Source organism: Agromyces protaetiae, from assembly GCF_004135405.1.
Classification (GTDB): domain Bacteria; phylum Actinomycetota; class Actinomycetes; order Actinomycetales; family Microbacteriaceae; genus Agromyces; species Agromyces protaetiae.
Window position 1 is genome coordinate 238,749 of the sequence record NZ_CP035491.1, and the last position, 24,596, is coordinate 263,344.

At 71.4% G+C, this 24,596-nt stretch carries 26 protein-coding genes; 8 read left to right on the forward strand and 18 right to left on the reverse strand.

Annotation, left to right across the window (positions count from 1 at the left end; translation table 11 throughout):
- Positions 1-84 precede the first annotated feature (84 nt).
- The 6 genes from ET445_RS17070 to ET445_RS01110 all read right to left on the reverse strand — a co-directional run bounded on the left by ET445_RS17070 (position 85) and on the right by ET445_RS01110 (position 3,894).
- Positions 85-228, reverse strand: a complete 144-nt coding sequence (locus tag ET445_RS17070) for a hypothetical protein (RefSeq protein WP_165314255.1) — start codon at positions 226-228, stop codon at positions 85-87.
- Positions 229-290: 62 nt separating this feature from the next.
- Positions 291-1,433, reverse strand: coding sequence for a hypothetical protein (locus tag ET445_RS01090; protein WP_129188049.1), 1,143 nt, complete (start codon positions 1,431-1,433; stop codon positions 291-293).
- A 25-nt stretch (positions 1,434-1,458) separates the two neighbouring features.
- A complete protein-coding gene (locus ET445_RS01095) occupies positions 1,459-2,754 on the reverse strand; it encodes a S8 family peptidase (protein ID WP_129188051.1) in 1,296 nt (431 codons plus the stop codon).
- Positions 2,748-3,143, reverse strand: coding sequence for a hypothetical protein (locus ET445_RS01100; RefSeq protein WP_129188053.1), 396 nt, complete (start codon positions 3,141-3,143; stop codon positions 2,748-2,750). Before ET445_RS01100 ends, ET445_RS01095 begins: the two co-directional genes overlap by 7 nt.
- A gap of 105 nt (positions 3,144-3,248) precedes the next feature.
- Positions 3,249-3,542 (reverse strand): WXG100 family type VII secretion target, encoded by a 294-nt coding sequence (locus ET445_RS01105; RefSeq protein ID WP_243695277.1) that lies wholly within the window; start codon positions 3,540-3,542, stop codon positions 3,249-3,251.
- A gap of 34 nt (positions 3,543-3,576) precedes the next feature.
- Complete coding sequence (locus ET445_RS01110) at positions 3,577-3,894, reverse strand: WXG100 family type VII secretion target (RefSeq protein WP_129188057.1); 318 nt, start codon at positions 3,892-3,894, stop codon at positions 3,577-3,579.
- Between the two features lie 273 nt (positions 3,895-4,167).
- Between ET445_RS01110 and eccD the strand changes: the two genes are divergently transcribed.
- The 3 genes from eccD to ET445_RS01125 are packed head-to-tail and all read left to right on the forward strand — an operon-like array spanning position 4,168 to position 8,162.
- Complete coding sequence (gene eccD / locus ET445_RS01115) at positions 4,168-5,502, forward strand: type VII secretion integral membrane protein EccD (RefSeq protein WP_129188059.1); 1,335 nt, start codon at positions 4,168-4,170, stop codon at positions 5,500-5,502.
- A 3-nt stretch (positions 5,503-5,505) separates the two neighbouring features.
- Positions 5,506-6,855 (forward strand): type VII secretion protein EccB, encoded by a 1,350-nt coding sequence (eccB, locus tag ET445_RS01120; protein ID WP_129188061.1) that lies wholly within the window; start codon positions 5,506-5,508, stop codon positions 6,853-6,855.
- Entirely contained in the window at positions 6,855-8,162 is a 1,308-nt protein-coding gene (locus ET445_RS01125) for a S8 family serine peptidase (protein WP_129188063.1), read from the forward strand. The genes eccB and ET445_RS01125 overlap by 1 nt, the downstream gene beginning before the upstream one ends.
- A gap of 78 nt (positions 8,163-8,240) precedes the next feature.
- Here ET445_RS01125 and ET445_RS01130 read toward each other — a convergent pair whose 3' ends face one another.
- Both ET445_RS01130 and ET445_RS01135 read right to left on the reverse strand, forming a co-directional pair.
- A complete protein-coding gene (locus ET445_RS01130; RefSeq protein ID WP_129188065.1) occupies positions 8,241-9,308 on the reverse strand; it encodes a DUF5684 domain-containing protein in 1,068 nt (355 codons plus the stop codon).
- Positions 9,305-9,907 (reverse strand): GNAT family N-acetyltransferase, encoded by a 603-nt coding sequence (locus ET445_RS01135; protein ID WP_243695278.1) that lies wholly within the window; start codon positions 9,905-9,907, stop codon positions 9,305-9,307. Before ET445_RS01135 ends, ET445_RS01130 begins: the two co-directional genes overlap by 4 nt.
- A 160-nt stretch (positions 9,908-10,067) precedes the next feature.
- Between ET445_RS01135 and ET445_RS01140 the strand changes: the two genes are divergently transcribed.
- Positions 10,068-11,390 (forward strand): ATP-binding protein, encoded by a 1,323-nt coding sequence (locus ET445_RS01140; protein ID WP_208008489.1) that lies wholly within the window; start codon positions 10,068-10,070, stop codon positions 11,388-11,390.
- A gap of 140 nt (positions 11,391-11,530) precedes the next feature.
- Here ET445_RS01140 and aceB read toward each other — a convergent pair whose 3' ends face one another.
- The 6 genes from aceB to ET445_RS01170 form a co-directional block, all read right to left on the reverse strand.
- The gene (gene aceB / locus ET445_RS01145; protein ID WP_129188067.1) at positions 11,531-13,243 is read right to left on the reverse strand and encodes a malate synthase A; all 1,713 of its coding nucleotides are present in this window, start codon (positions 13,241-13,243) and stop codon (positions 11,531-11,533) included.
- Between the two features lie 168 nt (positions 13,244-13,411).
- A complete protein-coding gene (gene aceA / locus ET445_RS01150) occupies positions 13,412-14,749 on the reverse strand; it encodes an isocitrate lyase (RefSeq protein ID WP_129188069.1) in 1,338 nt (445 codons plus the stop codon).
- Between the two features lie 198 nt (positions 14,750-14,947).
- Positions 14,948-15,337 (reverse strand): type II toxin-antitoxin system VapC family toxin, encoded by a 390-nt coding sequence (locus ET445_RS01155; RefSeq protein ID WP_129188071.1) that lies wholly within the window; start codon positions 15,335-15,337, stop codon positions 14,948-14,950.
- Positions 15,334-15,597, reverse strand: coding sequence for a hypothetical protein (locus tag ET445_RS01160; protein WP_129188072.1), 264 nt, complete (start codon positions 15,595-15,597; stop codon positions 15,334-15,336). The genes ET445_RS01155 and ET445_RS01160 overlap by 4 nt, the downstream gene beginning before the upstream one ends.
- An 80-nt stretch (positions 15,598-15,677) precedes the next feature.
- Positions 15,678-17,021, reverse strand: a complete 1,344-nt coding sequence (locus ET445_RS01165) for a hypothetical protein (RefSeq protein WP_129188074.1) — start codon at positions 17,019-17,021, stop codon at positions 15,678-15,680.
- Between the two features lie 43 nt (positions 17,022-17,064).
- The gene (locus ET445_RS01170; RefSeq protein WP_129188076.1) at positions 17,065-17,934 is read right to left on the reverse strand and encodes an NAD-dependent epimerase/dehydratase family protein; all 870 of its coding nucleotides are present in this window, start codon (positions 17,932-17,934) and stop codon (positions 17,065-17,067) included.
- Between the two features lie 89 nt (positions 17,935-18,023).
- On the opposite strand from ET445_RS01170, the gene ET445_RS01175 reads away from it, so the two are divergent.
- From ET445_RS01175 to ET445_RS01185, 4 genes are all read left to right on the forward strand, one after another.
- On the forward strand, positions 18,024-18,509 hold the full coding sequence (locus ET445_RS01175; RefSeq protein ID WP_129188078.1) for a nucleotidyltransferase domain-containing protein: 486 nt from the start codon (positions 18,024-18,026) through the stop codon (positions 18,507-18,509).
- Positions 18,510-18,745: 236 nt separating this feature from the next.
- Positions 18,746-18,853 carry a hypothetical protein gene (locus ET445_RS18390; RefSeq protein WP_341769726.1) on the forward strand — a complete coding sequence of 36 codons (108 nt, stop codon included), beginning with the start codon at positions 18,746-18,748 and terminating at the stop codon, positions 18,851-18,853.
- 110 nt (positions 18,854-18,963) lie between these two features.
- The gene (locus tag ET445_RS01180; RefSeq protein ID WP_129188080.1) at positions 18,964-19,332 is read left to right on the forward strand and encodes a PadR family transcriptional regulator; all 369 of its coding nucleotides are present in this window, start codon (positions 18,964-18,966) and stop codon (positions 19,330-19,332) included.
- A gap of 3 nt (positions 19,333-19,335) precedes the next feature.
- Entirely contained in the window at positions 19,336-20,802 is a 1,467-nt protein-coding gene (locus tag ET445_RS01185; RefSeq protein ID WP_129188082.1) for a permease prefix domain 1-containing protein, read from the forward strand.
- Positions 20,803-20,835: 33 nt separating this feature from the next.
- Here ET445_RS01185 and ET445_RS01190 read toward each other — a convergent pair whose 3' ends face one another.
- The 4 genes from ET445_RS01190 to ET445_RS01205 all read right to left on the reverse strand — a co-directional run bounded on the left by ET445_RS01190 (position 20,836) and on the right by ET445_RS01205 (position 24,465).
- On the reverse strand, positions 20,836-21,288 hold the full coding sequence (locus tag ET445_RS01190) for a hypothetical protein (protein ID WP_129188084.1): 453 nt from the start codon (positions 21,286-21,288) through the stop codon (positions 20,836-20,838).
- Between the two features lie 104 nt (positions 21,289-21,392).
- Complete coding sequence (locus ET445_RS01195) at positions 21,393-22,037, reverse strand: GNAT family N-acetyltransferase (protein ID WP_129188086.1); 645 nt, start codon at positions 22,035-22,037, stop codon at positions 21,393-21,395.
- A gap of 77 nt (positions 22,038-22,114) precedes the next feature.
- A complete protein-coding gene (locus ET445_RS17725; RefSeq protein ID WP_129188088.1) occupies positions 22,115-23,761 on the reverse strand; it encodes a helix-turn-helix transcriptional regulator in 1,647 nt (548 codons plus the stop codon).
- A 56-nt stretch (positions 23,762-23,817) separates the two neighbouring features.
- Entirely contained in the window at positions 23,818-24,465 is a 648-nt protein-coding gene (locus ET445_RS01205) for a hypothetical protein (RefSeq protein ID WP_129188090.1), read from the reverse strand.
- Positions 24,466-24,596 lie beyond the last annotated feature (131 nt).

A 24,596-nucleotide genomic window follows, 5' to 3' on the forward strand; every position in this document is an offset into this window, starting at 1 on the left:
GCGGAGCGCGAGGTGGAGCGGGGACGCGAGAACGTCGTGCACGGTGGAGTCGTCTTTCTCGGGTGGATCAGTCGGGTCGGAGGTTCACTCGTCGCGGCCGCCCGCTCGGGCGCCCTTCGAGCGCGGGCCGAGTTCTTCGTCGTCTTCGAGCTTGGGTGCGAGCGGACCGCCGAGTCCGGAGCGGCGCTCCTTCTCGTCGTCGCCCGCGCCGCCCTGGCCGCCCATCATGCCCATGCCGCGGCCGCCCGCACCGGCACCGCCGCCGGCCGCACCTGCACCATTGCCTGCGACTACCGCACCGCCGCCCTGGCCGAGTGCGCCACGACCGAGGAGTCCCCCGGCACCGCCTGCACCGCCTGCCTGTGCGCCTCCGGCGCCGCCGGCGCCGAACGCTCCGCCGAAGCCGCCCGCGCCGCCGGCACCGCCGCCGAGGAGACCGACCGCTTTGGCACCGCCGAGGAGGGCTGCGCCTCCGCCGACGCCCCCGCCGATGAACGCGCCCGACCCGCCGAAGCCGTTCGAGCCGCCGCCGCCGTGGGTGCCGGTGCCCGTCCCGGTGCCGGTGCCGGTGCCGGTTCCAGTGCCGGTTCCCGTGCCCGTGCCCGTGCCCGTGCCCGTTCCGGTCGGGTCCCCCGAATCGACGGAAGGCGGCGGAACGTGCGGTCCCCGGTCGACGGCGGCAGGTCGGTCGGGTTCGGCACGCCGATCGGGTTCGGTTGGGACGTGGGAGGCTCCCAGTCGTACGTGGTCGGCGTGGTGATCGTGGGCGGCACGTAGTCATACCCGCCGGGGCCGCCGCCGGGGCCGTACGGGCCCGACCCGGAGTTCCACCGGGTCGGGCTCACATCGACGTCGATGGGATCGGTGGTGAGCTTCTCCTCCGGGAGCGGGGCGTCCCAGATCTGGTCGCCCGGGGAGTTCGCGCGGATTGTGTACGTCGCGGCGTCGAGTCGCTCCGCCGGATCGGCGAGGTCGGCGGTCAGCCCATCGAGCGCGGCTTTCGCCGCGTCTTCGCGGCTGTTCCCGAGCCACCCTTCGATCGCACCGAGCGCTCCTTCAGCCGCGATGACGCCGAGCGGCGGGAAGTAGATGGTGCTTCCCGCTGCGGCGATCCGCACCGTGTTCTTCCAGAAATCGGGGACCGACGACGAGGGCAGCTCCCCGCCGACCGCGACGTCGATCGCCGAGTTGGCGGCGTCGATCGCGCGCTTGGCGGCTTCGAGGCCGGATCGGATCGCGACGAACTTGTCGCGCAGTTCCCCGAGGTGGCCGCGAGCGAGATCGGCCGCCGCTCCCCTCCACGCTTCCTGGTTGCCGACGAGTGTGTCGATACTCGCGATCAGCTCGTCGAGCCCGTTGCGGGTCGACTCATAGTCGGGAAGCATCCATCGCTGGCCGGCGAGCTGATTCAGTTCGTCTTCGTAGCGTCCCATGGTCTCCGCCCAACTCCTGAAAAGCTCAGGCCCGTGCGCGCGATCCGCGCACCGCGAGCACGATGATCAACGTGGTGATGCCCGCGAGCACCAGGACTCCGACGACGACCCCGATCAGGATGGGCACGATCGGCGGTCCCACGAGGGGATTCGCGGGCGCATCGGGTTCGTCGGGCACGACCGAGTCGGGGAAGATCTCCTCGTACGCCGGGTTGGCGAACTCGCCTGGCGCATCGGCGCCGCGATCGTCGACGATCAACGGGTTCACATCGGGGTACTGCGTCGGATCCTCTGCGAGCATGTGCCGCAACGACACCGTGCCGTAGCCGACCCGGTCGTCGGTGCGCTCGAACGCGTGGTCCTCGGTGCCCGTGTTGCGGAGGAGCGACTGGATGATCTGGTTGCCGGTCGCCTCGGGGTACTTCGACCACACCGCGGCGAGGATCCCCGCCGTGAACGGCGCCGCGTTCGAGTTGCCGGTCTGCAGCGACTGCTGCTCCCACGACTCGCCGGATTGGCCGCCCTGCGCCGTCATCAACACCCCGGGTGCGGCGACCTCCGTTGTCGGATTCCCGGCCGGGTTGGCCTTCGGCTGCAGATTCCCGCTCGAGTCCAAGGATTGGACCGCGATGACGCCGTTGGCGTTGTAGAGATCGGGACCGCGGTTCGGTTCGTCCTGCACGTCGTTGTTCGGCATGCCGACGACCACGATCACGCCCTTGCGGAGGGCTTCGGCGACCGCGGGCTCGTCGATGGCCAACGGCAACTGGACCGTGATGATGTCCGCTCCGGCGTCGACCGCAGCGCGCAGGGCGACGTCGTAGTCCTGAGGATGACCCTCGGGGTCATCGCAAGTGAAGCCGACGACGTCGTTCGGCTGGTCGCCGACCCCATAGAAGAGCACGGTCGCCTCCGGCGCGGCGCCTTGCACCCCGCGCTGTCCGGGGAACCCCGCTCCGGTGCCCGCGACCAACGACACCGCATTGCTCCCGTGCGCGGCCTGCGAAACCACATCCGATACGGGGCCGTAACGCACGCCGTCCGCATAGCATTCGACAGGAGGCGTCGGCACTTGAAGATCGACGCCCTGGAGCGTCGGCAGATCGGGGTAGACCGTCCCGTCGATGACGGCGACCGTGACGCCGTCGCCCTTCGCGCCCTCGGTGAACGATTCGTTGAGCCCGTAGTAGTCCGCGTACCAGAAGCCGGACGAGACATCCTGTGCCGCCGCAGCCGGAGCGGCGCCGAACGCCGCCCCCGCGATCAGACCGATCCCGATGGCAGCGCGGAGCGCTCCTCGACGACGGAATCGACTCACCACGCGGTGCTCCCGCCGACGGGCTTCGACTGACTCGGCGCCGTCTGGTCGGCCGCGCGAGGCGCAACGGTGACGGGCTGCGGCGGCAGCACCGAGTCCAGCATGCCGACGACTGCGTCGGCCTCGGCCTTGAGCGCTTCGTCTTGCGCTGCGAGGCTCACGACGGCTTCGCGGATCTGGCCGCCGACCTTCTGGATCGCTCGCCTGGTCGCGTCGACCGTCGACCCGAGCCGCTCGGCCAGGTCGTCATAGGAACCGGCGAACCGGGCGACGCTGTCTCCGGTCGGCGTCGCCATGCACTGCTGCGTCGACGGCAGGCTTTCGAGGGATCTCACGAGCTTGGTCACATCGCCGAACACCTGTTCGGGCTCGACCGAGATCACCGGTTCCATTCGGCCCCTCCCCTGTCTGCGTCTGTCTGCGTCGTTCTCGCGCGCCGTTGGGCGCCGGAGACAGTCGGGGTGCGCCCGGTGACCGGGCGCACCCCGACCGTGTCTCTAGTTGAAGCGGCCTGCTGCCGCCTTGTCGGTGGAGACGTACTGCTCGGCGATCTGCTGGGTCTTGCCCGCGATCTGCTCGAGCAGCGCCTGCAGCTCACCGAGCGACTTCGACCACTTCGCCTGCGCCTGGTCGTATGAGGCCTGCGCCTCACCGCCCCAGCTCGCACGAAGCTTGCCGACCTCGGACTCCAACCGCTCGAGCTCCTGGCGGATGCCCTGTGAACCACTGCGGATCTGACCCGACAGCGCGATGACCTGCTCCGGACGGACCGACATCGACTGCATACTCATGATCTGTACCTCTCGTCTCGTTCGATCCGCGCGCTCAAGCGCCCGACATCATCGAGCCGAGGCCCGAGATCGTCTGCTGGTGCTGCTCTTCGGTCGCGGCCTGGTCGCGCTCGGTCCCCGAGAGCGCCTCTTCGAGGGTCACGAGCACCTCGTTCAGCTTGGTGGTCTCTTCGTTCCACCGATTGAGCAGGGTCGTGAACGCACCGGCAGCGGCACCGCTCCAGAAGCCGCTCACCTGCTCGATCTCGCCGCGGACCGTCTTGACCTTGGCGTCGATGCCGGCCTTCGCCTCATTGACCGCCTGCGCGCCGCGACGCAGCGCACCTTCTTCTGCGGAGATCACATCAGCCATTCCGCACTCCCCTCAACCCCGTTCAGGACATGGACGTGCCGAGTGTAACCGGATGCGGACGACCATTTTCTTCGCTTGGGGAGAACTCCCCATGCACGCCCGTCTCCGCTGTGGACAATCGGACTGCTGCCTCCGAGGGCGGCTAAGCTCGCTCTGCGCGCGTCCGCGCTCGACTTCCGCTTCCGGCGGATCGGGGCGCCGCTCGCGCATCGAAGTCTGTCGTTCGACGATTCGCGGGTGCCGCGCACGTCCAGCATCCAGTGGGGAACCGCCATGGCTCAGAACGCCGCCGCGGGCGGAGTCATCCGCCTGTCGATCGTGAGCGAGGACCGCCGGCTCGACGTCGGCCTGCCGACACAAGTGCCCCTCGTCGAGCTCATCCCCGGGTTCGCCCGCAGCCTCGGCGTCCTCGACCCCACCCTCGCCCACACCGGCTACGCGCTTCAGCGCGCCGACGGCAAGACGCTCGACTCCACCCGCGGGGCGGGCGTCCAGGGCGTGCAAGACGGCGAGCTGCTGACGCTCGCCCGGGGCGGCCTCGTCGCCGAGCCGCGAGTCTACGACGACATCGTCGAGGCCGTCATCGACGCGACGGCACGGCAGCACGACGGCTGGACCGAGCGCGACAGTTCGCGTACGGCCCTTGCGATCAGCATCGCCTTCCTCGCACTCTCGGGCCTCCTCCTCGTCGGATCAGGAGCCGAGCCGCTGCTCGCCGCACTCATCGCCGGTTCCGGGGCGGTTGTCCTCCTCGTCACCGCGGCCGTCCTCGGCCGCCTCGGCCAGGCCGAGGCATCCCACGCCCTCTCGCTCGCCGCCGCGAGTTATGCAGGGCTCGCCGGCCTCATCGCCGTGCCCGCTCCGACACCCTGGGGCTGGCCGCTCGCCGCAGCAGGCCTCGGCCTCCTCGTCGGCGGCGGGGTCGGGCTCGCCATCGTCCGCGACCGTCCCGAGATCCAGTTCGCACCGATCGTGCTCGGCGCAGCGATCGGTCTGACCGGCTCGGCAGCGGCGATCCTCGGCGGCGATCCGATCGGCCCGTGGGCGCTCCTCGTCGCGATCGCGGCGACCGTCTCGAATCTCCTCCCGTGGCTCGCGCTCAGCTCCACGCGCCTCCGCGCGATCTCGCCCCAGAGCGACGCCGAGATCTTCGACATCCCCGAGCCGATCGACGCCGACGAGGTCAAGCGACGGTCCGAGTCGGGCGCTCGCACCCTCATCGCCCTGCGCATCGCCTTCGGCCTCGCCATCCTGATCGGCACGACCGTCGTCGCCTCGGGCGGCGTCGCGGGCGCAGCGCTCTGCGCGCTCGCATTCGTGGGGCTCATGTTCCAGTCGCGGCAGGTGTTCGCGCGGACGGGCGTCTTCACGCTCATGGCGCTCGGCGCCGTCGGGCTCGCGATGACTGGACTCGTCGCGACGCTCACGCAGCCCGATCTTCGGGTCGCCCTGCTCATCGTGCTCCTCGCCGCGACCGCCGTGCTCGTCGGGCTGACCCTCCTGTCTCCACGCAGTCGGCTGCGACTCGCTCGCGTCGCCGACACGGTCGAGGTCATCGCGATCGCGCTGCTGCTCCCGCTCGGCGTTGCCACGGCGGGGCTCGTGTAGCCGATGGCGACGAAGAAGGACCTCATCGAGGCACAGGGATTCAGCCGTCGGCGACTGCTGACGGCGTTCACGGGCGGCGCGCCCGGCGGAAAGGAGCTCGAGCCGGCCAAGCCGCTCCGGGCGGTGATCGCCGGCATCGCCCTCACCGTCATGCTGCTCCTCGGCGGGCTGTTCTACGGCCTCATCCGTCCGGGCCTCCCGGCCGACTGGGAGAACGATCGACTGATCATCGCGACCGACACCGGCGCCCGATACATCTCGGTCGAGGGCATCCTGCACCCCGTCATCAACACCGCGAGCGCGCGCCTGCTCGTCCCCTCCGGCACCTTCAGCGTCATCAGCACCGATCAGGGCTCGCTCGAGGGCATCGAGATCGGCCGTTCGGTCGGCATCGTCGGCGCTCCCGACGACCTGCCCTCGAGCGCGGCGCTCATCGACGACGGGTGGTCGGCGTGCCTCCCCGGCGGCGGCAAGACGGTCGTCGCGCTCAGCGCGAAGCCGCTCTCGAAGCGGGCCGGTGCAGGCACCGGCCTGGTCGTGCGGCGCGGCGAAGACCTCTTCGTCGTCGCGGGCTCCCGCCGCTACTCGGTCGCCGCAGGACAGTCGAGCGCGATCCTCCGCGCCGTGGGCCTGGGCGAGTCCGGCGCCGTCGAAGTCGACGGACGCTGGCTCGATCTCTTCAGCCCCGGCGCGCCGCTCGCGCCGCTCGAGGTCGCGGGCGCCGGCGACCCGGTCGACGGGACGAGTCTTTCGATCGGCCAGGTCGTGCACCAGATCGGCGCTGCCGCCGACGAGCGCTACCTCGTGACGGAGGCAGGCGAGCTCGCCCCGATCAGTTCGCTCGCGTACCAGCTCTACCTGCTCGGCACCGGAGCGGTGCTCGGGGCCGAGGAGGAGGTCTCGCCGGCCGACACCGAGCCGCTGCCGAACTCGGATTCTCCGGCGGGCAGCGCCGATTGGCCCGACGCCGCGCTCCGCGGACTCGGTGCGGACGTCACGCCGTGTGCGCGCCTCGATACATCGGGCGATGAGCCGAAGGCCGTGCTCGGCTCGACCGAGACCGAACTCCCCGCGCCATCCGCGGGCGGCACCGTCGCCATGGAGGTCGGCAAGGGTGCCGTCGTCCTCGCGACCGGCGCCGGCGCGAACAGCGCGGGCACGCACTTCGTGATCGACGCGACGGGCACCGCATATGCCGTGCCCGGAGGGGACCTCGAGCCGCTCAAGCGACTCGGATACGACGAAGCCGACGTCACGCGCGTGCCCAGCGCGTGGATCGCGTTCTTCCCGTCGGGGCCGACGCTCTCGCCCGGGGCAGCCGGCGCCACGCACGATGTCGAGGCGCAAGGCTGATGCCGCGCATCCGTGCGCGCCTGGCGTTTGCGACCGTCGGCGTCGCCGCAGGCGCGCTGCTCGGCATCGCGCCTTCCACCGCGCTCCTTCCCGCGGCCCCCTCGGCTGCGGCCGGAGCATGCGAGCCCGGGACGATCTCGTTCATTCCCGATGCTCCGCCGGCGCTCGCCATGCTCCAGGCCGACGTCGTCGGGTCCCGCGCGACCGGCAAGGGCGTTCTGGTCGCGATCGTCGACTCCGGCATCGACGTCGGCAACCCGCACCTGGCACCCGTCGTCGAGGGCGGGGTCGACCTCGTCGGCGACGGAGAGCGGGCCGACGGGCTCAGCGACCTGCGCGGCCACGGCACGGCGATCGCCGGCGTCATCGCCGCAGCGCAGGTGCCCGGGTCGGGATTGCGCGGGCTCGCGCCCGACGCGCGTCTCTTCTCGGTTCGGGTGTTCCGCGGCGACGATGACGAGTCGGTCGAGGCGGGCTTCGGGCCGTCGGTCGAGCGTATGGCAGAGGGCATCCGCGTCGCCGTCGACCGCGGCGCGACCGTCATCAACGTGTCGATGAGCGACATCCCCGACGACCCGGGCCTCGCGCAGGCCGTCGAATACGCGCGCGCACACGGCAGCCTCGTCGTCGCGAGCGGGGGCAACCGCTCGACGTCCGCCTCGACCGATGACGGCCCACGGTACCCGGGGGCCTACCCGGGCGCGCTCGCGGTCGGCGCCGCCGACGCGCAAGGACAGCCTTCGGATGCCTCGATCCACGGCCCGCACATCGATGTGATCGCACCCGGCCAGAACGTGCTCTCTGCGGCGACCGGCGCGGGTGATTGCGTGTACTCGACCGACTTCCCGGCGTCGAGCTTCGCCACCGCGTACGCGAGCGCCGCCGCAGCGCTCGTCGCCGAGGCGCACCCGGAGGACGGCCCCGACGGCTGGATCTACCGGCTCTCGGCGAGCGCCGCCCGCGCAGACCTCGACGCCCGCGACGACGCCGCAGGTTGGGGTCTCATCCAGCCGTACGACGCGATCACGATGCTGCCCGACGCGTCGACGCGCGGGCCCGAAAGTCCGTTCTTCGACACCTCCGCGAGCGCGGTGCGACCGGCGCCGGGCTCGGTCGTGCTCGAGCATCGGGCCGAACCGTTCGTGATCACGAAGGAGTTCGCCCTCGTGCTCGGAATCCTCGCGGCCGCGGTGCTCGGCAGCCTCGGCGCGTTCATCGTCTTCCGTCGTCAGCGCGACGAGCCCGAAGGCCCGACGCTCGCCGAGACGACCGGCGGCCTGCTGACTCGCGAGGTCGAAGCCGAGTAGCCGCGAGCCCGCGGGCCTCTATGCCCAGAACGGAGGCGGCAGGCCCAAGCCGGCAGCCCCCGCAGCCCCGGGCCGCGGTCAGCGGAGATCGTAGGCGAGCCGCAGCTCGACCTCGCCGAGGAAGAACCGCTCGGTGACCCGCACCGATACCCGCGGCAGGAGAGGGTCGGGCTGCCCCAAGGCATCCACGACGCTCACGCCGTTCGTCGAGTCGAGGTCGATGATCTCCCAGCCGTCGTTCGTGAACTGCAGACGGGCATGCGTCTTCGAGAGGGTGCGCGTCGTGTCGGGCACGGCGATGGATTGCTCGCCGGCGTCGCCCTGCGGCGCGCGGCCGAGGATGACGGTCGGCCGCTCGAGCTCGAAGCGGCTGCCGTCGGCGAGTTCGACGCGCCAGTAGACGCGCTTCGGGGCTGCCTGCTCGGGCTGCGGCGTACCGGCGAGCGCCTCCGGAGCAGCGACTGGTGCAGCGACTGGTGCAGCCTGCACCGCAACGGGCACGGGCATCGGTGTCGAGGTCGGAGCGGGTGCGACCTGCGGCACGGGCGCGACCTGCGGCACCTGCGTCGCCTGGGCGGCTCGGGGCACCTGCGAAGCCGTGACGATTCCGCGGCCGCCGGCGCCGGCGCCGGACTCGGTCTGCATCGCGGGCGTCGGCGGCAGCTGCTCGGGGCGCTCGTCGGGGATGGTGTAGCCCGAGGCATCCCGGGGCAGGAACATGGTCGCCGCGTCGTGCGCGTCTTCGACGGGCGCGCTCCCGTGCGCCGCAGCGACGGGCTCGGGCCCCCAGGCGAGCGCGGTCGCCCAGATGGGCGGGAAGAGGAGACCGAGCACCGTGGACCCCGCGCCGCGGCGGAACCGCGCGTTGAGGCCGTGGAGCGCCTTCACCCGCAGCACGACCCCCCAGAGGCAGACGACCGGGATGAAGAAGAACACGACGGCCCACGGGGCTTGGCCGCCGCGCGCGAACACCTCGGCCTCGTTGACGATCGGCACCCACGCCTTCCACGGCTCGCCTCCCGTGCGGGCGAAGAGCCGCGAGAGCGCCAGTCCGTACCAGAGGATGAACGCGGTCCAGACGACGAGACCGACCGCTCCTCCGACGATCAGCAGGACGACATCGACGCTCGATTGCTCTACATTCACGCGGGGTCTCCTTCTGCTGCGGCTGCGGCGTCGCCGACGAGATCCCGCTCGAAGACGAAGTCGTGCTCGAGGCGGTCCCCGACGAGGAATCGCTTCTCTCCGATCTTCGTGAATCCGTGCCGCTCGTAGAAGCGGATGGCTCGGGCGTTCAGCTGATTGACGCCGAGCCAGCAGGTTGCGGCGCCCGTCGCCGCGGCGACCTCGAGCGCGACCTGCATGAGCGAGGCTGCGAGCCCCGACCCGTGCTGGACACTCCGGGTGTAGAACTTGCTGAGCTCGATCGTCGGGCGCTGCGTGACGGCCGCCGCGTGGGCGTCGACGGGCTCGCCCGCGACGAGCATCGCGTAGCCGACGAGCGCATCGCCCGAGGCGCCGGCGGCCGAGCCCGAACCCGAACCCGAACCCGCGACGAGCACCGCCCGTTCGGAGTCGGCGAGGTAGTCGGCGAACCGCGCCTCCGAGAGGTTCGCCTCGACGAACGCCGCGACCGACTCGGCCGTCACGTGGGGCGGGCACGCGAGCGGGAACGTCTCGGCCGCGAGCGCGGCGAGCGCACGGAGGTCGGATGGCTCGGCCGCACGGATCAGGAGATCGGACACGGTCACCCATTCTCCCCGACGCCCGCGCCGCCCGATCACCGCCTGTGGAGGGTGATCGGGGGTGTCCCGCTCGCAGGCCCCGTGCCAGGATCGGCAGCATGGGGGAAGCGACAGGGGTTCCGCGTCCGCGAAGGCGCGTTCCGAGGACGGGCGTTCGTTCGTGATTCCGGATGCTTCGGGCGGCGCATTCGCCGCAGGCACGGTGCTCGTGCTCGACCACGGCGGCCGCAGGCAGCTCGCGCTCGTCGAGGAGCGCGGCACGGGCGACGTGCCGTGGGTGTCGGGTCGGCTCGTGGGCGAACTCGACGGCGGTCGCCTCGACGTGCGGGCGAGTCATCCGTTCACCGGGGCGGACGCGACGATCGCCGACCACGACACGATCGAGCTCTTGCACGAGGCGACAGGCGCGCGCCTCGAGATCGGCGAGAACCTGACCGATCCGGGCGGGCCTGCGCGTCTCCTGCCGACGCGCTTCAACCGCCACACGTTCTGGTGCGGGCAGAGCGGGTCGGGGAAGACCTACGCGCTCGGGGTCGTGCTCGAACAGGTCATCGCGCACACGGCGCTGCCGGTCGTGATCTTCGACCCGAACTCCGACTTCGTGCGACTCGGCGAGCTGAACCCCGGAGCATCCGGACCCGACGCCGAAGCGCTCGCGCAACGGGACATCCGGGTGCTCCGCCCGCGCGGCGAAGGCGCCGCGGGCCTGCGAGCGCGGTTCCGCGACATGCCGATCGCGTCGAAGGCCGCGGCGCTCCGGCTCGACCCGATCGTCGACCGCGCCGAGTACAACGTCTTCGTGCAGTTGCAGCGCGAGACCTCGCTCGCGGACCTCGGGCAGATCGTCGCGAAGCTCCGCAACGGGGGCGCCGAGGGGCACGCCCTCGCCGAGCGGCTCGAGAACCTCGGCCTCCTCGAGTGGGAGGTGTGGGCGCGCGACGACATCGCGATCACCGACGTCGTCGACGCGCGGCCCGATGCGACGGTCGTCGACCTCGGCGGGTTCTCGACGCCCGAACAGCAGCTCGTCGTCGCACTGTCGCTCCTCGACGAACTCTGGGCGCGTCGCGAGGAGCGCCGCCCCGTGCTCCTCGTCATCGACGAGGCGCACAACCTCACGTCTCCGACGCTCGACTCGCCGCTCGCGGTCGCCGTGCGCGAGCGGCTCGTGCAGATCGCCGCCGAGGGCCGCAAGTACGGGCTGTGGCTGCTGCTCTCGACGCAGCGCCCGTCGAAGGTGCACACGGGCATCCTGAGCCAGTGCGACAACCTCGCGCTCATGAAGATGACCTCGCCGAGCGACCTCGTCGAACTCGGCACCTACTTCGGCTACGCGCCCGCGGCGTTGCTCGCGCGTTCGCCGTGGTTCCGCCAGGGCGAGGCGCTCTTCGCGGGCGGGTTCGTCCCCATCCCGACGCTCGTCAAGATGCGCACGCGGCTCACGCCCGAGGGCGGCACCGACGTGGGGGTGCCGATGCGCTGAGGGCGCGCGCGGCACACATGCCCCACGGGGCATCCATCGAGACATCAATCGAGACATCCGGATGTCCCGTGCGCGCGCCGCGCGCACGCGGAAGGGCCGACCGGGGTCACCCGGCCGGCCCTCTTCCCCAGGCTCCCCTCCTAGAGGAAGCGTGCGTACGCCGCGACCGTCAGGAACGTCGGGAACTCGGGCTCGAGCGCGACCGACCGGAACACCGAGATCGCGTCGTCGAACCGGTCGCCCTCGAACCGCGGAAGGCCCGCGACGGCCTCGGCCATGAGCCGCACGATCGACGTCTGGTCGATGCGCGTGCCCTCGGCGGTGACGGTGTTCTCGTTGAGCCACTGCCAGATCTGCGAACGCGAGATCTCTGCCGTCGCGGCGTCCTCCATGAGGTCGTCGATGGCCGCGGCGCCGACGCCGCGGAGCCAGGACTCGACGTAGCGGATCGCGATCGAGATGTTGTCGCGCACGCCCGCCTCGGTCACCTGGCCGCCCGCCGACTCGATGTCGAGCAGCTGTGCGGCAGTCACCTCGACGTCGTCGCGAAGGCGCTCGACCTGATTCGGCCGCTCGCCGAGCACGGCGTCGAACTCGGCGCGAGCCGTCGGGATGAGGTCGGGGTGCGCGACCCACGTGCCGTCGAACCCGTCGCCCGCCTCGCGGCGCTTGTCGGAGGCGACCTGCGCGAACGCGCGCTCGGTGACCTCGGGGTTGCGGCGGTTCGGGATGAACGCGCTCATGCCGCCGATGGCATGTGCTCCGCGCTTGTGGCACGTCTGCACGAGGAGCTCGGTGTATGAGCGCATGAACGGCACGGTCATCGAGATCTGCTTGCGGTCGGGCAGCACCCACCGGCGGCCGCGCGAGCGGAACGTCTTCACGATCGAGAAGATGTAGTCCCAGCGCCCGGCGTTGAGGCCGGCGCAGTGATCGCGGAGCTCGTAGAGGATCTCGTCCATCTCGAACGCGGCCTGGATCGTCTCGATGAGGACGGTCGCGCGGACCGTGCCCTGCGGGAGGCCGAGGCGCTCCTGCGCGAAGACGAAGATGTCGTTCCAGAGGCGCGCCTCGAGGTGCGACTCGAGCTTCGGCAGGTAGAAGTACGGGCCGCGGCCGAGTTCGATGAGCTTCGCCGCGTTGTGGAAGAGGTACAGGCCGAAGTCGACGAGCGAGCCCGACGCGTGCAGTGCCCGGCCCGCACGGTCGTGGAACCGCAGGTGCTTCTCGGTCAGGTGCCACCCGCGCGGGCGGAACACGATCGTCGGAGTCTCTCGGATGTCGCGGTCGAGTCGGTACTCCTTGCCCTCGGGACTCGTGTACTCGAGGGTGCCGCGCAGCGCATCGAACAGGCTCAGCTGTCCCTCGATGACGTTGCGCCAGGTGGGGCTCGTGGCATCCTCCTGGTCGGCGAGCCAGACCTTCGCACTCGAGTTGAGCGCGTTGATCGCCATTTTGCGGTCGGTCGGGCCCGTGATCTCGACGCGGCGGTCTTCGAGGCCGGGGCCGGCGCCCGCGACGCGCCACGAGGCATCCTCGCGGATGTGCGCCGTCTCGGGCAGGAACTTCGGATCACGGCCGTTCGCGGCGTGGACGCGCGTCTTCAGGCGCGCCGCGAGCAGGTCGTGGCGGGTGCCGGCGAAGCGGTCGTGGAGTTCGGCGAGGAACGCGAGGGCCTCGGGCGTGAGGATCTCGTCGTAGCGCTCGCCCTGCGGCGCGGTGATCTCGATGCGCGGCTCGACGGCCTGGAAGCTGCCGGTCGCGGGCTTGGGCTCTGCGGGCGTGCGGCGCGAGGGCGCCTGCGACTCGTCGCGGCGCGCGGTCGGGGGCGTGTCGATGATGAGGGTGTTCATGATGGGTCTCCTTGTCCTCGGCTCCGTCCTGCCCCGCACCCCTCGCCCGAGGTTTGTCGGACATTCGGGCGTTTGTCGGACGTGAGAGCGTGCTCACGTCCGACAAAGCTGCCGATGTCCGGCAAACCCGAGCGGGAGGCGGTCAGCAGGGGCAGGTCGGAGAGGCGGTCAGTGGCTGAACTGGTCTTCCTCGGTCGATCCGACGAGGGCGAGGGTTGCACTATTGGGGTTCAGCGCGGTGGCGATCTGGTCGAAGTAGCCGGTGCCGACCTCGCGCTGGTGGCGCGTGGCGGTGTAGCCGGATGCCTCCGAAGCGAATTCCGCTTCCTGGAGTTCGACGTATGCCGACATGTGACGCTCGTTGTAGTCCTTGGCGAGCGTGAACATGGAGTGGTTGAGGGCGTGGAAGCCCGCGAGGGTGATGAACTGGAACGCGTAGCCCATCGACGCGAGTTCGCGCTGGAACTTCGCGATCTGGTCGTCGTCGAGGTGACGCTTCCAGTTGAACGACGGCGAGCAGTTGTAGCTCAGGCGCTTGCCCGGGAACTTCGCGTGCACGGCCTCCGCGAAGCGGCGTGCGAGGTCGAGATCGGGCTCGGCCGACTCGACCCACAGCAGGTCGGCGTACTCGGCGTACGCGAGGCCGCGGGCGATGACCGGCTCGATGCCGTTCTGCACCTCGTAGAAGCCCTCGGCGGTGCGCTCACCCGTCACGAACGGACGGTCGCGCTCGTCGTGGTCGCTCGTCAGCAGGGTCGCGGCGAGCGCGTCGGTGCGGGCGATGATGATCGACGGGACGCCCGCGACGTCGGCCGCGAGACGCGCCGCGTTGATCGTGCGGATGTGCTGCGAGGTCGGGATGAGCACCTTGCCGCCCATGTGGCCGCACTTCTTCTCGCTCGCGAGCTGGTCCTCCCAGTGCACGCCCGCCGCGCCGGCCTCGATCATCTGGTGCATGAGCTCGTAGGCGTTGAGCGGCCCGCCGAACCCGGCCTCGGCGTCGGCGACGATGGGGGCCATCCAGTCGGTGATCCCCGTCTGCGCTTCGTTGCCCTGCTCGATCTGGCCCGTGCGGAGGAGCGCGTTGTTGATGCGACGCACGACCGCGGGGACCGAGTTCGCGGGGTAGAGCGACTGGTCGGGGTAGGTCTGGCCCGAGAGGTTCGCGTCGGCCGCGACCTGCCAGCCCGAGAGGTAGACCGCCTTGAGGCCCGCGCGCACCTGCTGCACGGCCTGGTTGCCGGTCAGGGCGCCGAGGGCCGCCGACCACTCGGGCTCCTCCTGGCGCGAGAACGCCGTGCCCCTGTTCTTCTGGATGTTCTCCCAGAGCTTCTCGGCACCGCGCTTGGCGAGCGTGCGCTCCTCGCGGACGGGCCCGCGGAGGGCGATGACGTCTTCGGCCGTGTAGTCGCGCTTCACGCCCTCCCAGCGCGGGTTCGCGTCCCACTCGAGCTGCAGCTCGGCTGCGGTCTGGGTCTGGTCGCCGGGGCGGATCTCGGTGCTCATCGTCGTGCTCCTTCGGTGCGTTCACTGCTCCGGATGCCTCGTGCTCGGCGTGTGCCGAGTGACATCCGTTGGCCTGGTGAACCCACTCTGCGGGGCGCGCAACCCTCCGAACCGACGATTCGGGGGTGAACTTTCGCGGAAGTTCTGCGCCGGAGAAGGAACCCGCTCTCGCGGGCGGGAGCGACGGTCCCTCCGGGGTCAACCGAAGTCGATGACCTCGACACCCGCCTCGCGCGCGGCATGACGAAGTCGCACGTCGAGCGTCGCGAGCGGCGCGCTCGTGCTCAACGCCGCGTCGAGCACGCAGCAGTCGGGGAGCTTCAGCCCGGACTCGACGCGGATGCGGGCGAGCCGTGCGGCGCTCTGCGCCGGAGGCGCCCACTCGGCGATACCGAGCGAGGTCATCGTGTGAGCCGCGGCTTCACCGCGCCCGACGCGGATCGGCCCGACGAGCACTTCGGTGAGCGTGAGCGAGTGCATGAGGAATGAGTCGGCGGCGCGCGCGCGGAAGAAGGCGGTCGCGCGCTCGTGGTGCGGGTCGCTCGAAGCGAGGTGTGCGATGACGACGCTCGCGTCGAGCACGATCATTCGGGCCACTCGTCGCGGAGCCGTTCGAGGTAGTCAGGCCCGTAGGCGAGATCGAACGCGCCGGCGCTTAGGTCGACCGCACCGATGCGCGCGAGCTCGGCATCACCGCGTCGCGCCTCGATCGCGGCAACAGCCGCCTCGAACAGTCGATTGACCAGTTCGGGGCGGGCGACACCAGGCCAGGTCTCCGCCGCGACGCGAAGAGCTCGCTCGACGACAGGCGTCTCCGTCACTTGGAATCGCGGAAGCGTCGTGGGCATGCGTCGAGTGTACCACCGACTCTGCGAGTGCAACACCGTGGGTGAGGCGGTCGCCTCAGCCGGCGACCGCACCGCGAGGCTCAGTCGAAGATGCCGTCGAGCACGGACCCGATGACGAGGCCGCCGAGGATGCCGCCCATGACATCCGACCCTCCGCCGCGGCGTCCGCCGCCCCAGCCGCCGCCCCACTGCCCGGGGTCCTGCGGGCGCGACGAGTCGATGTCACGGCGTGCGAGCTGGATGGCCTCGCCTGCGAGGTACGCGACCCGGCGGGCCATCGCCATCGCCTCTTCGCGCAGATCTTCGTCGATGCTCGTCGCAGCGGACGCCGACGTGCCGAGGAAGCGGTCGAGGTCGACGCGGATGCGCTCGGCCTCGGCGAGCCTCGTTCGGGCGTCGGCGCCGATCCATCCGCGATGCCCGGCGATGAGGTCGCGCGCGACGGCGAGCTGCCGGTCGGCGTCGTCGACGGCGTGCAGCACGTGCTCGACGGGCGGGATCGGCCGGGCGGCGCGCTCACGCGCGGCGGCGATCGCGGCGTCGAGGCCGGCGTTCGCCTCGCGCAGCCGGTTCAGGTGAGTGAAGGGGTCGACGTTGACGCCCGCCATGGGGAGTGCGGCGAGGGCAGATTGCAACTCGGTGATGGCGGCCGCGACGCCGGGCGAGTGCGGCTCTTTGAGCGCGACGACGATGTCGCCGCGGGAGTCCTCGACGATCGCGCCGAGCGTCGCCTCGGCCCGCAGCGCCTCGACCTCGAACGTCTCGACGGCGTCGAGCAGCGTCGCGGCACGGCGCACCGACTCGGTGGACGCCTCGAGCGCGAGGTTCGCGTGCTCGCGCTGCCCGGCCTCTCGGCGGCGTTCGGCGACGCCCGCGCTGTGCTCGGCGAATCCGATCAGCTGTTCGGCCTCGGCGGGGTTGGCGCCGACCTGGGCGAGGGCGTCTTGCGAGTAGCGCGCCGCGAGACGCGCGACGGTCTCGCGCGCGTGGGGAAGGCGCGAGCGCAGACTCGCCGCGTCGGCACGCACGCCGGTGAGGATCTCGGGCGCGCGGCGCGCCCGCGCGATCTTCTCGGCGAGCGCGGCCGTGCGCTCGTCGAGCACGTTCTCGGCCCACTCGCACAACTGCACGATGCGGGCGTTCCGCTGCCGCAGCTCCTCGGCGGTGTCGGGGATCTCGTCGTGGTTCAGCTGGTTGAGCCGGAACGCCTCTCCGAGATGCTGCCGCACCGACGCGAGCGCGGTCGACAGGTCGGCGGTCGCATCGGCCCCGAGCTCGGCCTCGGCGAAGACGAGTTCGTCCTTCGTCACCCGGATGCGCTCGTCGGCGGCGACGAGGGCCGCCCCCGCGCGCTTGGCCAGTTCGCTGTCCTCCGCCTGGAAACGGTCGTCGTCGCGTCGTCGCTTTCCCCAGAATCCGGCCATGCGATCGATCCTATGGATGCCGCTGGGAGCGTGCTGAGGAAGATCAGGCGGCGGATGCCTCGCGGCCCTCGACTGCGCCGAGCACCGACGTGTGCTCGGGCGTCCACCCGAGCGAACGCGCCTTCGCGCCTGCGGCCCGTTCGTCGAGGAGGAGCGCGTCGGCGAATGCCGTGCCGAGGCGTTCGCGCGAGGCATCCGCCGACTCCGCCTCGACGCCCGGGACGTCTTCGGCGAGCGCGAGCGCCTCGGCGAACGCGCGCATGGGCACGGGGGTTCCGTCGACGGCGATGATGCGACCGGATGCCTCGGGGCTCGTCACCGCGAGTTCGTAGAGGCGTGCGAGGTCGTCGACGTGCACCCAGCTCCAGTGCTGCTTGCCGTCGCCGACGAGCCGGATCGCGCCGGACGCAGCGCGGGGCGCGTCGGCGACGACGTTGCCGAATCCGAGGCCGCGGCCGTAGACGAGGCCGGGAGCGACGACGACCGCGTTCACGTCGGACGCGAGGAGTCGCTCTTCGATGGGCACGCGCCACGCGACGAGGGCGGGCGGGTCGACGGGCTCGTCGTCGCGGAGGTCGCCCGCGCCGAACTCCCAGATGCCGCTCGTGAGCACGAACCGTTTGCCCGTGCCCGCGTACGCGGAGATCGCGGCGTCGACGATCGCGGTGTTGAAGGCCTCTGCACCCTCGTCGGGCACGGCGAGGTGGATCGCGCCGTCGGCGTCTTCGAGCGCGGAGGCGAACCACGAGACATCCGTCACGTCACCGATGACGGCGCGCGCGCCGCGCGCCTTGACCTTGGCGGCGGACTCGTACGAGCGCACGACCGCGATGACGTCGTGGCCGCTCGCGACGAGCCGGTCGAGGACGGTGGAGCCGATGTAGCCGGTCGCGCCGGTGAGGAGAAGCGTCATGGTGAAGGACAGCGACGCACGGGCGCGAGGTATTCCGAGGTGTCTTCGGATGACGCGCGTATCTGTACATATTTCTGTACAATCAAGACATGTCCGAAGTCATCCCCGTCGGCGAAGCGCGCGCCGCGCTCACGACGACACTCCGGGGCTTCCGCTCCGAACCCGAGGACGCCGAGCCCGTCGTGATCGGGTCGCATCGGCGCCCCGAGGCGGTGCTGCTGCCGTACGCGCAGTACCGGGCACTCGTCGACGGGCGCGACGATGAGACGGCTGACGGGAGCGTCCAGCACCTCCTCCCCGAACTTCGCCGCCTCGGCGGAGTCATCGCGAGTCTCGGGCGGGCGAACCACGTCGCCGACATCCGCGTGTTCGGTTCGATCGCGCGCGGCGACGACCACGAGGCGAGCGACGTCGACCTGCTCGTAACCCCCGATCGCGATGCGTCGCTCTTCGACCTCGCCCAGTTCGAGATCGACCTCGAGCAGTTGCTCGGCCGTCCGGTCGACGTCGTCTCGGCGCGTGGGCTCGATCCCGCTCGCGACGCCGCGATCCTCGCGGAAGCGACGACGCTCTGAGCCTGCAGCCGAGCCGCATCGATCGGTGGATCGACGACCTGCGATCGACCCTCGGCACCGCCGCCGAGCTCGTCGCGCGCGGCCGAACGGCCTACGACGCCGATCCGGCGATCCCGCTCGCGTTCAAGGCGCTGTCGAACCGCGTCGGCGAGCTCGCGAAACGCCTGATCGCCGTCGATCCCACCCGCTTCTCTGCCCCGATCTGGTCGCAAGCCGCACGGAACCGCGACTTCGTCGTGCATCACTACGACCGGATCGACCGCGAAGCACTGTGGGTCACGGTGAGGCGCAGCTTCTCCGAGCTCGCGCACGCTCTCGACGACGTGCAGGCGCCGCGCACGTGACATCCGTCTGAAGTCGTACGGAACATCCGCCATTCGTCTCTGGTGCGCACCCGCACACGGTGTTACCTTGCAGCTCTAGGTACCTCTCAGCACAAGGTATGGAGGCGCGCATGCGCATCGGAAAAGACCTCGTCGCGGCGGCCGCGACACCCGTCGTGCTCGGCATCCTCGCCGACGGGGAGTCGTACGGCTATGCGATCCTGCAACGGATCTCCGAGCTCTCGGGCGGCGAGCTCGCCTGGAGCGACGGCATGCTCTACCCCCTGCTGCACCGGCTCGAACGGCTCGGGCACGTCGAGTCCGAATGGCGGCAGGCGCCCGGCGGTCGGCCTCGCAAGCACTACCGGCTGAGCCGGCAGGGCGAAGGCGTGCTCGCCGACCAGCGCGCGCAGTGGAACGTCGTCGCAAGCGTGCTCGACCAGGTGTGGCCCGGCGGCCCCGACGACCGCCGCCCGCGACTCGCACTCGGGATGGGCTGAGCGATGACCGAACAGCACCGGGCCACTCCCCCGACGACGCCCCCGACGCTCGATGCGCTCGTCGCCTCGTGGCGCGAATGGATGCTCCGCCGCGACGCCGTGCGCACGGCCGACGTCGACGAGCTCGAATCGCACCTCCGCGACCGCGTCGAAGCGCTCAGCGCAGCCGGCCTCGACGACGACGAGGCGTTCCTCATCGCCGTCAAGCGCCTCGGCAGCGTCGACGACCTGTCGCGCGAGTACGCCGCCGAGCACTCGGGGCGGCTGTGGAAGCAGCTCGTGCTCGACGACACGGTCGGCGGCTTCGGCGACGGCTTCGGTTCGGGCGACGAGCGAGCGGCGGATGCCTCTGGCCCGCCGCTCCCCTTCCACCGACGTGCCGGCGGGCTCGCGATCGCCCTCCTCCTCGCGATCGGCGCAGGGCTCGCGATCAAGCTCGTCGAGCTCGCGACCGACAATCCGACGACCGTGATGAGGAACGCGGCGGTCATCGTGCTGCCGTTCCTCGCGATCTGGTTCGCGTGGCGGCGCCGCGCGCCGTGGCAGGCCCTCGCCGCAGTCGGCGGCGCGTTCCTCGTCGCAGGGCTCGCGCTCAATCTCTTCCCCTTCCCCGGGAGCACGGCATCGGGGTACGAGGTGGCGGGCGAGACATCCGCCACAGCGATCATCGCCCTCCTCGGCTCGTACGTCGGCCTCTGGATCGCGACGGGCGTCGTCGGCGCGGGCGGCGACTGGCGGAGCGAGACCGCCCGCATGGACTTCATCCGGTTCAGCGGCGAATGGCTCGTCTACTACGTGCTGCTCGCCCTCGTCGGCGTCGCCCTCAGCGGGCTGACCGTGGGCGTCTTCTCGTCGATCCAGGTCGACGTCTCGCAGTTCGTCGGCCAGTGGGTGCTGCCCCTCGGCGCCGCGGGCGCCGTGGTCATCGCGGCGTGGCTCGTCGGCGCGAAGCAACGGGTGATCGAGAACATCGCGCCCGTGCTCACGAAGGTCTTCACGCCTCTGTTCACGATCATGCTCGTCGCGCTCGTCGTGGCGGCGGGCATGCAGTGGAACCTCGTCGACGGCGGCCGCGAACTCCTCATCGCGTTCGACTTCGTGCTGCTCGTCGTCGTCGCACTCCTCGTGTACTCGATCTCGGCGCGCGACCCGCTGCGGCCCGCGGGCTGGTTCGAGCGGCTGCAGCTCGTCATGCTCGTCGCAGCGCTCATCGTCGACGTCATCGTGCTCGTCGCGATGGTGGCGCGCACGGGCGAGTTCGGCTGGAGCGCGAACAAGACGGCATCGCTCGGGCTCAACCTCATCCTGCTCGTGAACCTCGCGTACGCCGCCTGGCTGCAGCTCGGGTTCGTGCGTGGACGCGTGCGGTTCGGGCAGCTCGAGCGGTGGCAGACGGGCTACCTGCCCGTCTACCTCGCGTGGGCCGCGATCCTCGTGCTGGCCTTCCCGCCGGTGTTCGACTTCCAGTAGTCGGGCGCGACGCTCGCGGCGTGCGGCGGCCGCTTATGCGGCGCCGCACGCGGCGAGGAGCGGCCGCAGGGCGTCGGTCACGGCCTGCGCGTCGGCGGCGACGGCCTCGGGGTCGACGACTCCGCCTGTCTGCACGGCGTCGTACCGGTCGAGGGCGTTGTGGTGCTGCAGGGCGAGCGCGTTGAGCGCGTCGCCGACGAGCGGGGCGATCTCGGTGTTCGCGATCGAGCCCGCGGCGCCCTTCATCGCGTCGAGCAGGGCGCCCGCGGCCGTGACGGATGTCTCGGGGTCGGTCTCGGCACTCGCCGCCGCGACGCCCGCGAGCGTCGGCGTGACGATCGCGCACGCCTGCTCGACCGACTGGGCGTCGGCGGCGTCGCCCGCGCCCTCGGACGGCTCGACGGCGGCGCCGGGCGCTGCGGTGCAGCCCGTGAGGAGCAGGGCTCCGAGGAGGATGAGCGGTGAAGCGGCCGTGCGGGGGGTCATCGGGCATCCTTTCAGGTCGGCTGAGTGCCGAACCTCCCGATTGAACCAGCGCGGGCGCGCGTCGAACCCCCGAACGGGGCACCTGTGGAGAACTCGAGCGCGCCTCAGGCGCCGAGGAGCGCCCGCGCCGCTTCGAAGCCCGAGACCTCGAGCGTCCAGCCGGGGCGCACGAAGTCGGCGGCGGTGACCCGGAACCCGATCTCCTCGACGAGCTCGCCCGGGCGCACCTCGAACCGATGCACGCCGTTCTCGCGATACCCGAGCTTGCGCGAGACGCCGATCGAGGCATCGTTCCAGGTGGCCGCTCCCGATTCGGCGTATTCGGCGCCCAGCCGGTCGAACGCGAACGCGAGGATCGCCGCGCGCATCTCGGTGCCGATGCCCCGGCCCTGGCGAGACTTCGTGATCCACGAACCCGAGTGGATCGTGCGGGTGGTCGCGAAGTTCATCGCGCGCACGTCTTGGATGCCGATCGGCACGCCGTCCTCGATCACCGAGAAGAGGATCGTCCACGCACCCGGGTGGGAGTTCGCGCGTGTGCCCCAGACGAAGCGTGCGGTGTGCCCGGGAAGATCAGCGGGCGATTGGTCGGTCCACGGCACGGCGAACGGCATGCGGTCGGGCTCGTGGATGCCCGCGAGCGCGGCTTCGGCGAGCGCCGGCAGGTCTTCGTCGCGCACCGGCCGCAGTTCGAGGCGCGGGGTGCGGAGGCTGAGACCGTGCAGGGGCCAGATGTCGACGAGTTCCATCCGACGATGATGGCGGGCTCGGGACATCCGGGCAATTCGAGCCCTCGCCGACTGTGGAGTACCGCGAGCGTGCGCGCTCAGCGGCCCGCCCGGATGTCACGCGAGGCATGCCACGTCGCGACCTCGACGCGCGTCGCGACGCCCAGCTTGCCGAAGATGTGCGTCACGTGCGACTCGACTGTGCGCTCGGAGAGGAACAGTTCGTCGGCGATCTGCCGGTTGCTGCGGCCGGATGCCACGAGCCCCGCGATCTCGTACTCGCGGCGCGATAATCCGCCGCGGTCGTCGCGCACCGTCGCGGCGTCGAGTTGCGCGAGGAACATCGACCACCCGAGCCGTTCGCCGATCTCGCGCGCCGCGGCGGCGTACTCTCGTGCGGCGCGCCCGCCGCCCGCCGCACCGCCCGCCCGACCGACGTCCGCCTCCCTCCGCCGCGCGATCCGCACGAGCACGAGCAGCGCCCACGCCTCGAACGTCGGCGATCCCATCGAGATCGCCGATTCGCGCGCCGCGAGGGCATACGCCTCGGCCGCATCGTCGTCGCCCAGGAGCTCGGCGAGCACGCCGAGATACAAGTCGGCGGGGCCGACGGACGGCGTCCAGCACGAGCCGATCACCTGCATGCCCGCGTAGGGCGCGAGTTCGCCGTAGAGCAACCGCGCCGTCTCGAGATCGCCCTGCCGCACGCAGATCTTCGCGGCATCGGCGAGCCCGACGACGAACTCGTGCAGGTGCCGCGGCACCTCGCCGAGTCGACCCCGCACGAGACGCCACTCGGCGGCGGCCTCGGCGTCGCGCCCGCGATCGGAGAGGAACGACGCGAGGTAGAGCCGCCCGAGGAACACCCCCGAGTCGACGACGCCGTGGATCATGCGCTCCGTGCGGGCGTCGACGACCGGGTCGGGGCCCGCCTGCGCCGTGAAGTGGGTGCGGAAGACCATGTCGAAGAACTCGCCGTCGCCGAGGCCGTTCGTGCGCGCGATCGCGTGCGCCCGATCGGCGAGGCGGGCGGCGAGGTCGAACTTGCCGTCGTGGAGGGCGAGGCTCGCCTGCACGAGTCCGAGCCGCCAGGCGATCGACGGGTCGCGGTCGAGCATCGAATCGGCCGTGACCGCCCGCAGCTCGTGCTCGAGCTCGGGCCGTTCGCCGAGCATCCAGAACGCGTCGATGCGGCAGAAGCGCCCCCACGCGACGCGCTCGGCGTCGCCGATCCGGTGGCCGAGGTCGATCGCGCGCGTGCCCAGGGCGAGCCAGTCGCGCGCGTGCAGCTGATTCGAGAGCGACTGGCGGCGCGCGTCGAGCGCGAGGAGGATCGCGAGGGCGTCGCCGGATGCCTCGGCCGCGGCGAGTGCGGCAGCGGCCGGGTGGTCTTCGGGGCGGGTCGCCCAGAGGTCGGTCGTCGCCGCGCGTTGCGCCCGGACGCGCACGCGCAGGATGTCGCGCTCGCGCGCGTCGGCGGCGCCGGCGGCGGCAATCTCGCCGTCGAGCCGCGCGAGCGCCTCCTCGCAGAGGGCGTGCACGCGTGCCGCGAGTTCGCCCGAGACGAGTCCTCGCACGACGAGTGCCGCACGCGCGAGCACCGAGGCATCCGGAATCTCGCGGCCCAACGCGGCCGCCTCTTCGCACAGCGCCCACGCCGCGAACGCGTCGCCCGCGCCGAAGGCCGCCGCCGCCCGCTCGAGCAGGGCGTCGGCCTGTTCAGCGGCGTCCGCCGGGGTCGCCATGCTCTTATCCCGGCATACGGCGCCCCTCGTGTCAACTGTTCCGGCGGCTGCGCCGCTCAGGCCGAATCCCGCCGCCCGACACCCGTGAGGAGCGCGAGGCCGACGCCCGCCCACGCGATCATCCACGCGGCGAGCACGACCCGCCCGCCGATGAAGCCGAACGCGAGTCCGGGCACGACGACGACGAAGAGCGACGCCCCGGTCACGAGCACGATCCACCGCCGCCATCCCGCCCAGTACCGCGTGCGTGCGACGCCGATGCCCGCGACGACGAGACCCGCCCCGACCACGATGGAGCCGAGCCCGTACCAGGAGTCGAGCGCTCCGGTCGCGCCGGACGAGAGCGTGGCGTCGGCATACGAGATCGCCCAGAGCTCGCAGATCGCGAGCACGACCATGCTCGCGAGCGCGATCCACGCGCCGACCCGCCCGGGAGCCCGGGTCGCCGCCGGTCCGCGCGCGAGGGCGACGAGGCCGACCGCAAGCCCCACGTGATTCAGGAAGAAGAGCACCTGCGCGACGGCGTTGCCCGCGACGTCGAGCGGATACGAGAAGGTGTCGGGCGAGACCGCCGGGGTGCCGAGCATTGCGACGCCGAGGAGCCAGAGCGCGCCGAGGAACCCGACGACCGCCGCAGCGATCGTCGTGACGCCCGCGACGCGCGCGAACGGGACGGTGGTGCGTGATGCGGTGAGTGCGGTCATGCCGGGCACGGTAGAGCGGCGGGCGACCCGAGGCATCCGTACGGGCTCGGATCCTGCCGTCCGCCGTGCTCGAGCTGTCGGGCACTCCGTGCGGGCACGGATGCCGGCCCGGCGCGACGAGTCGTAGCGTG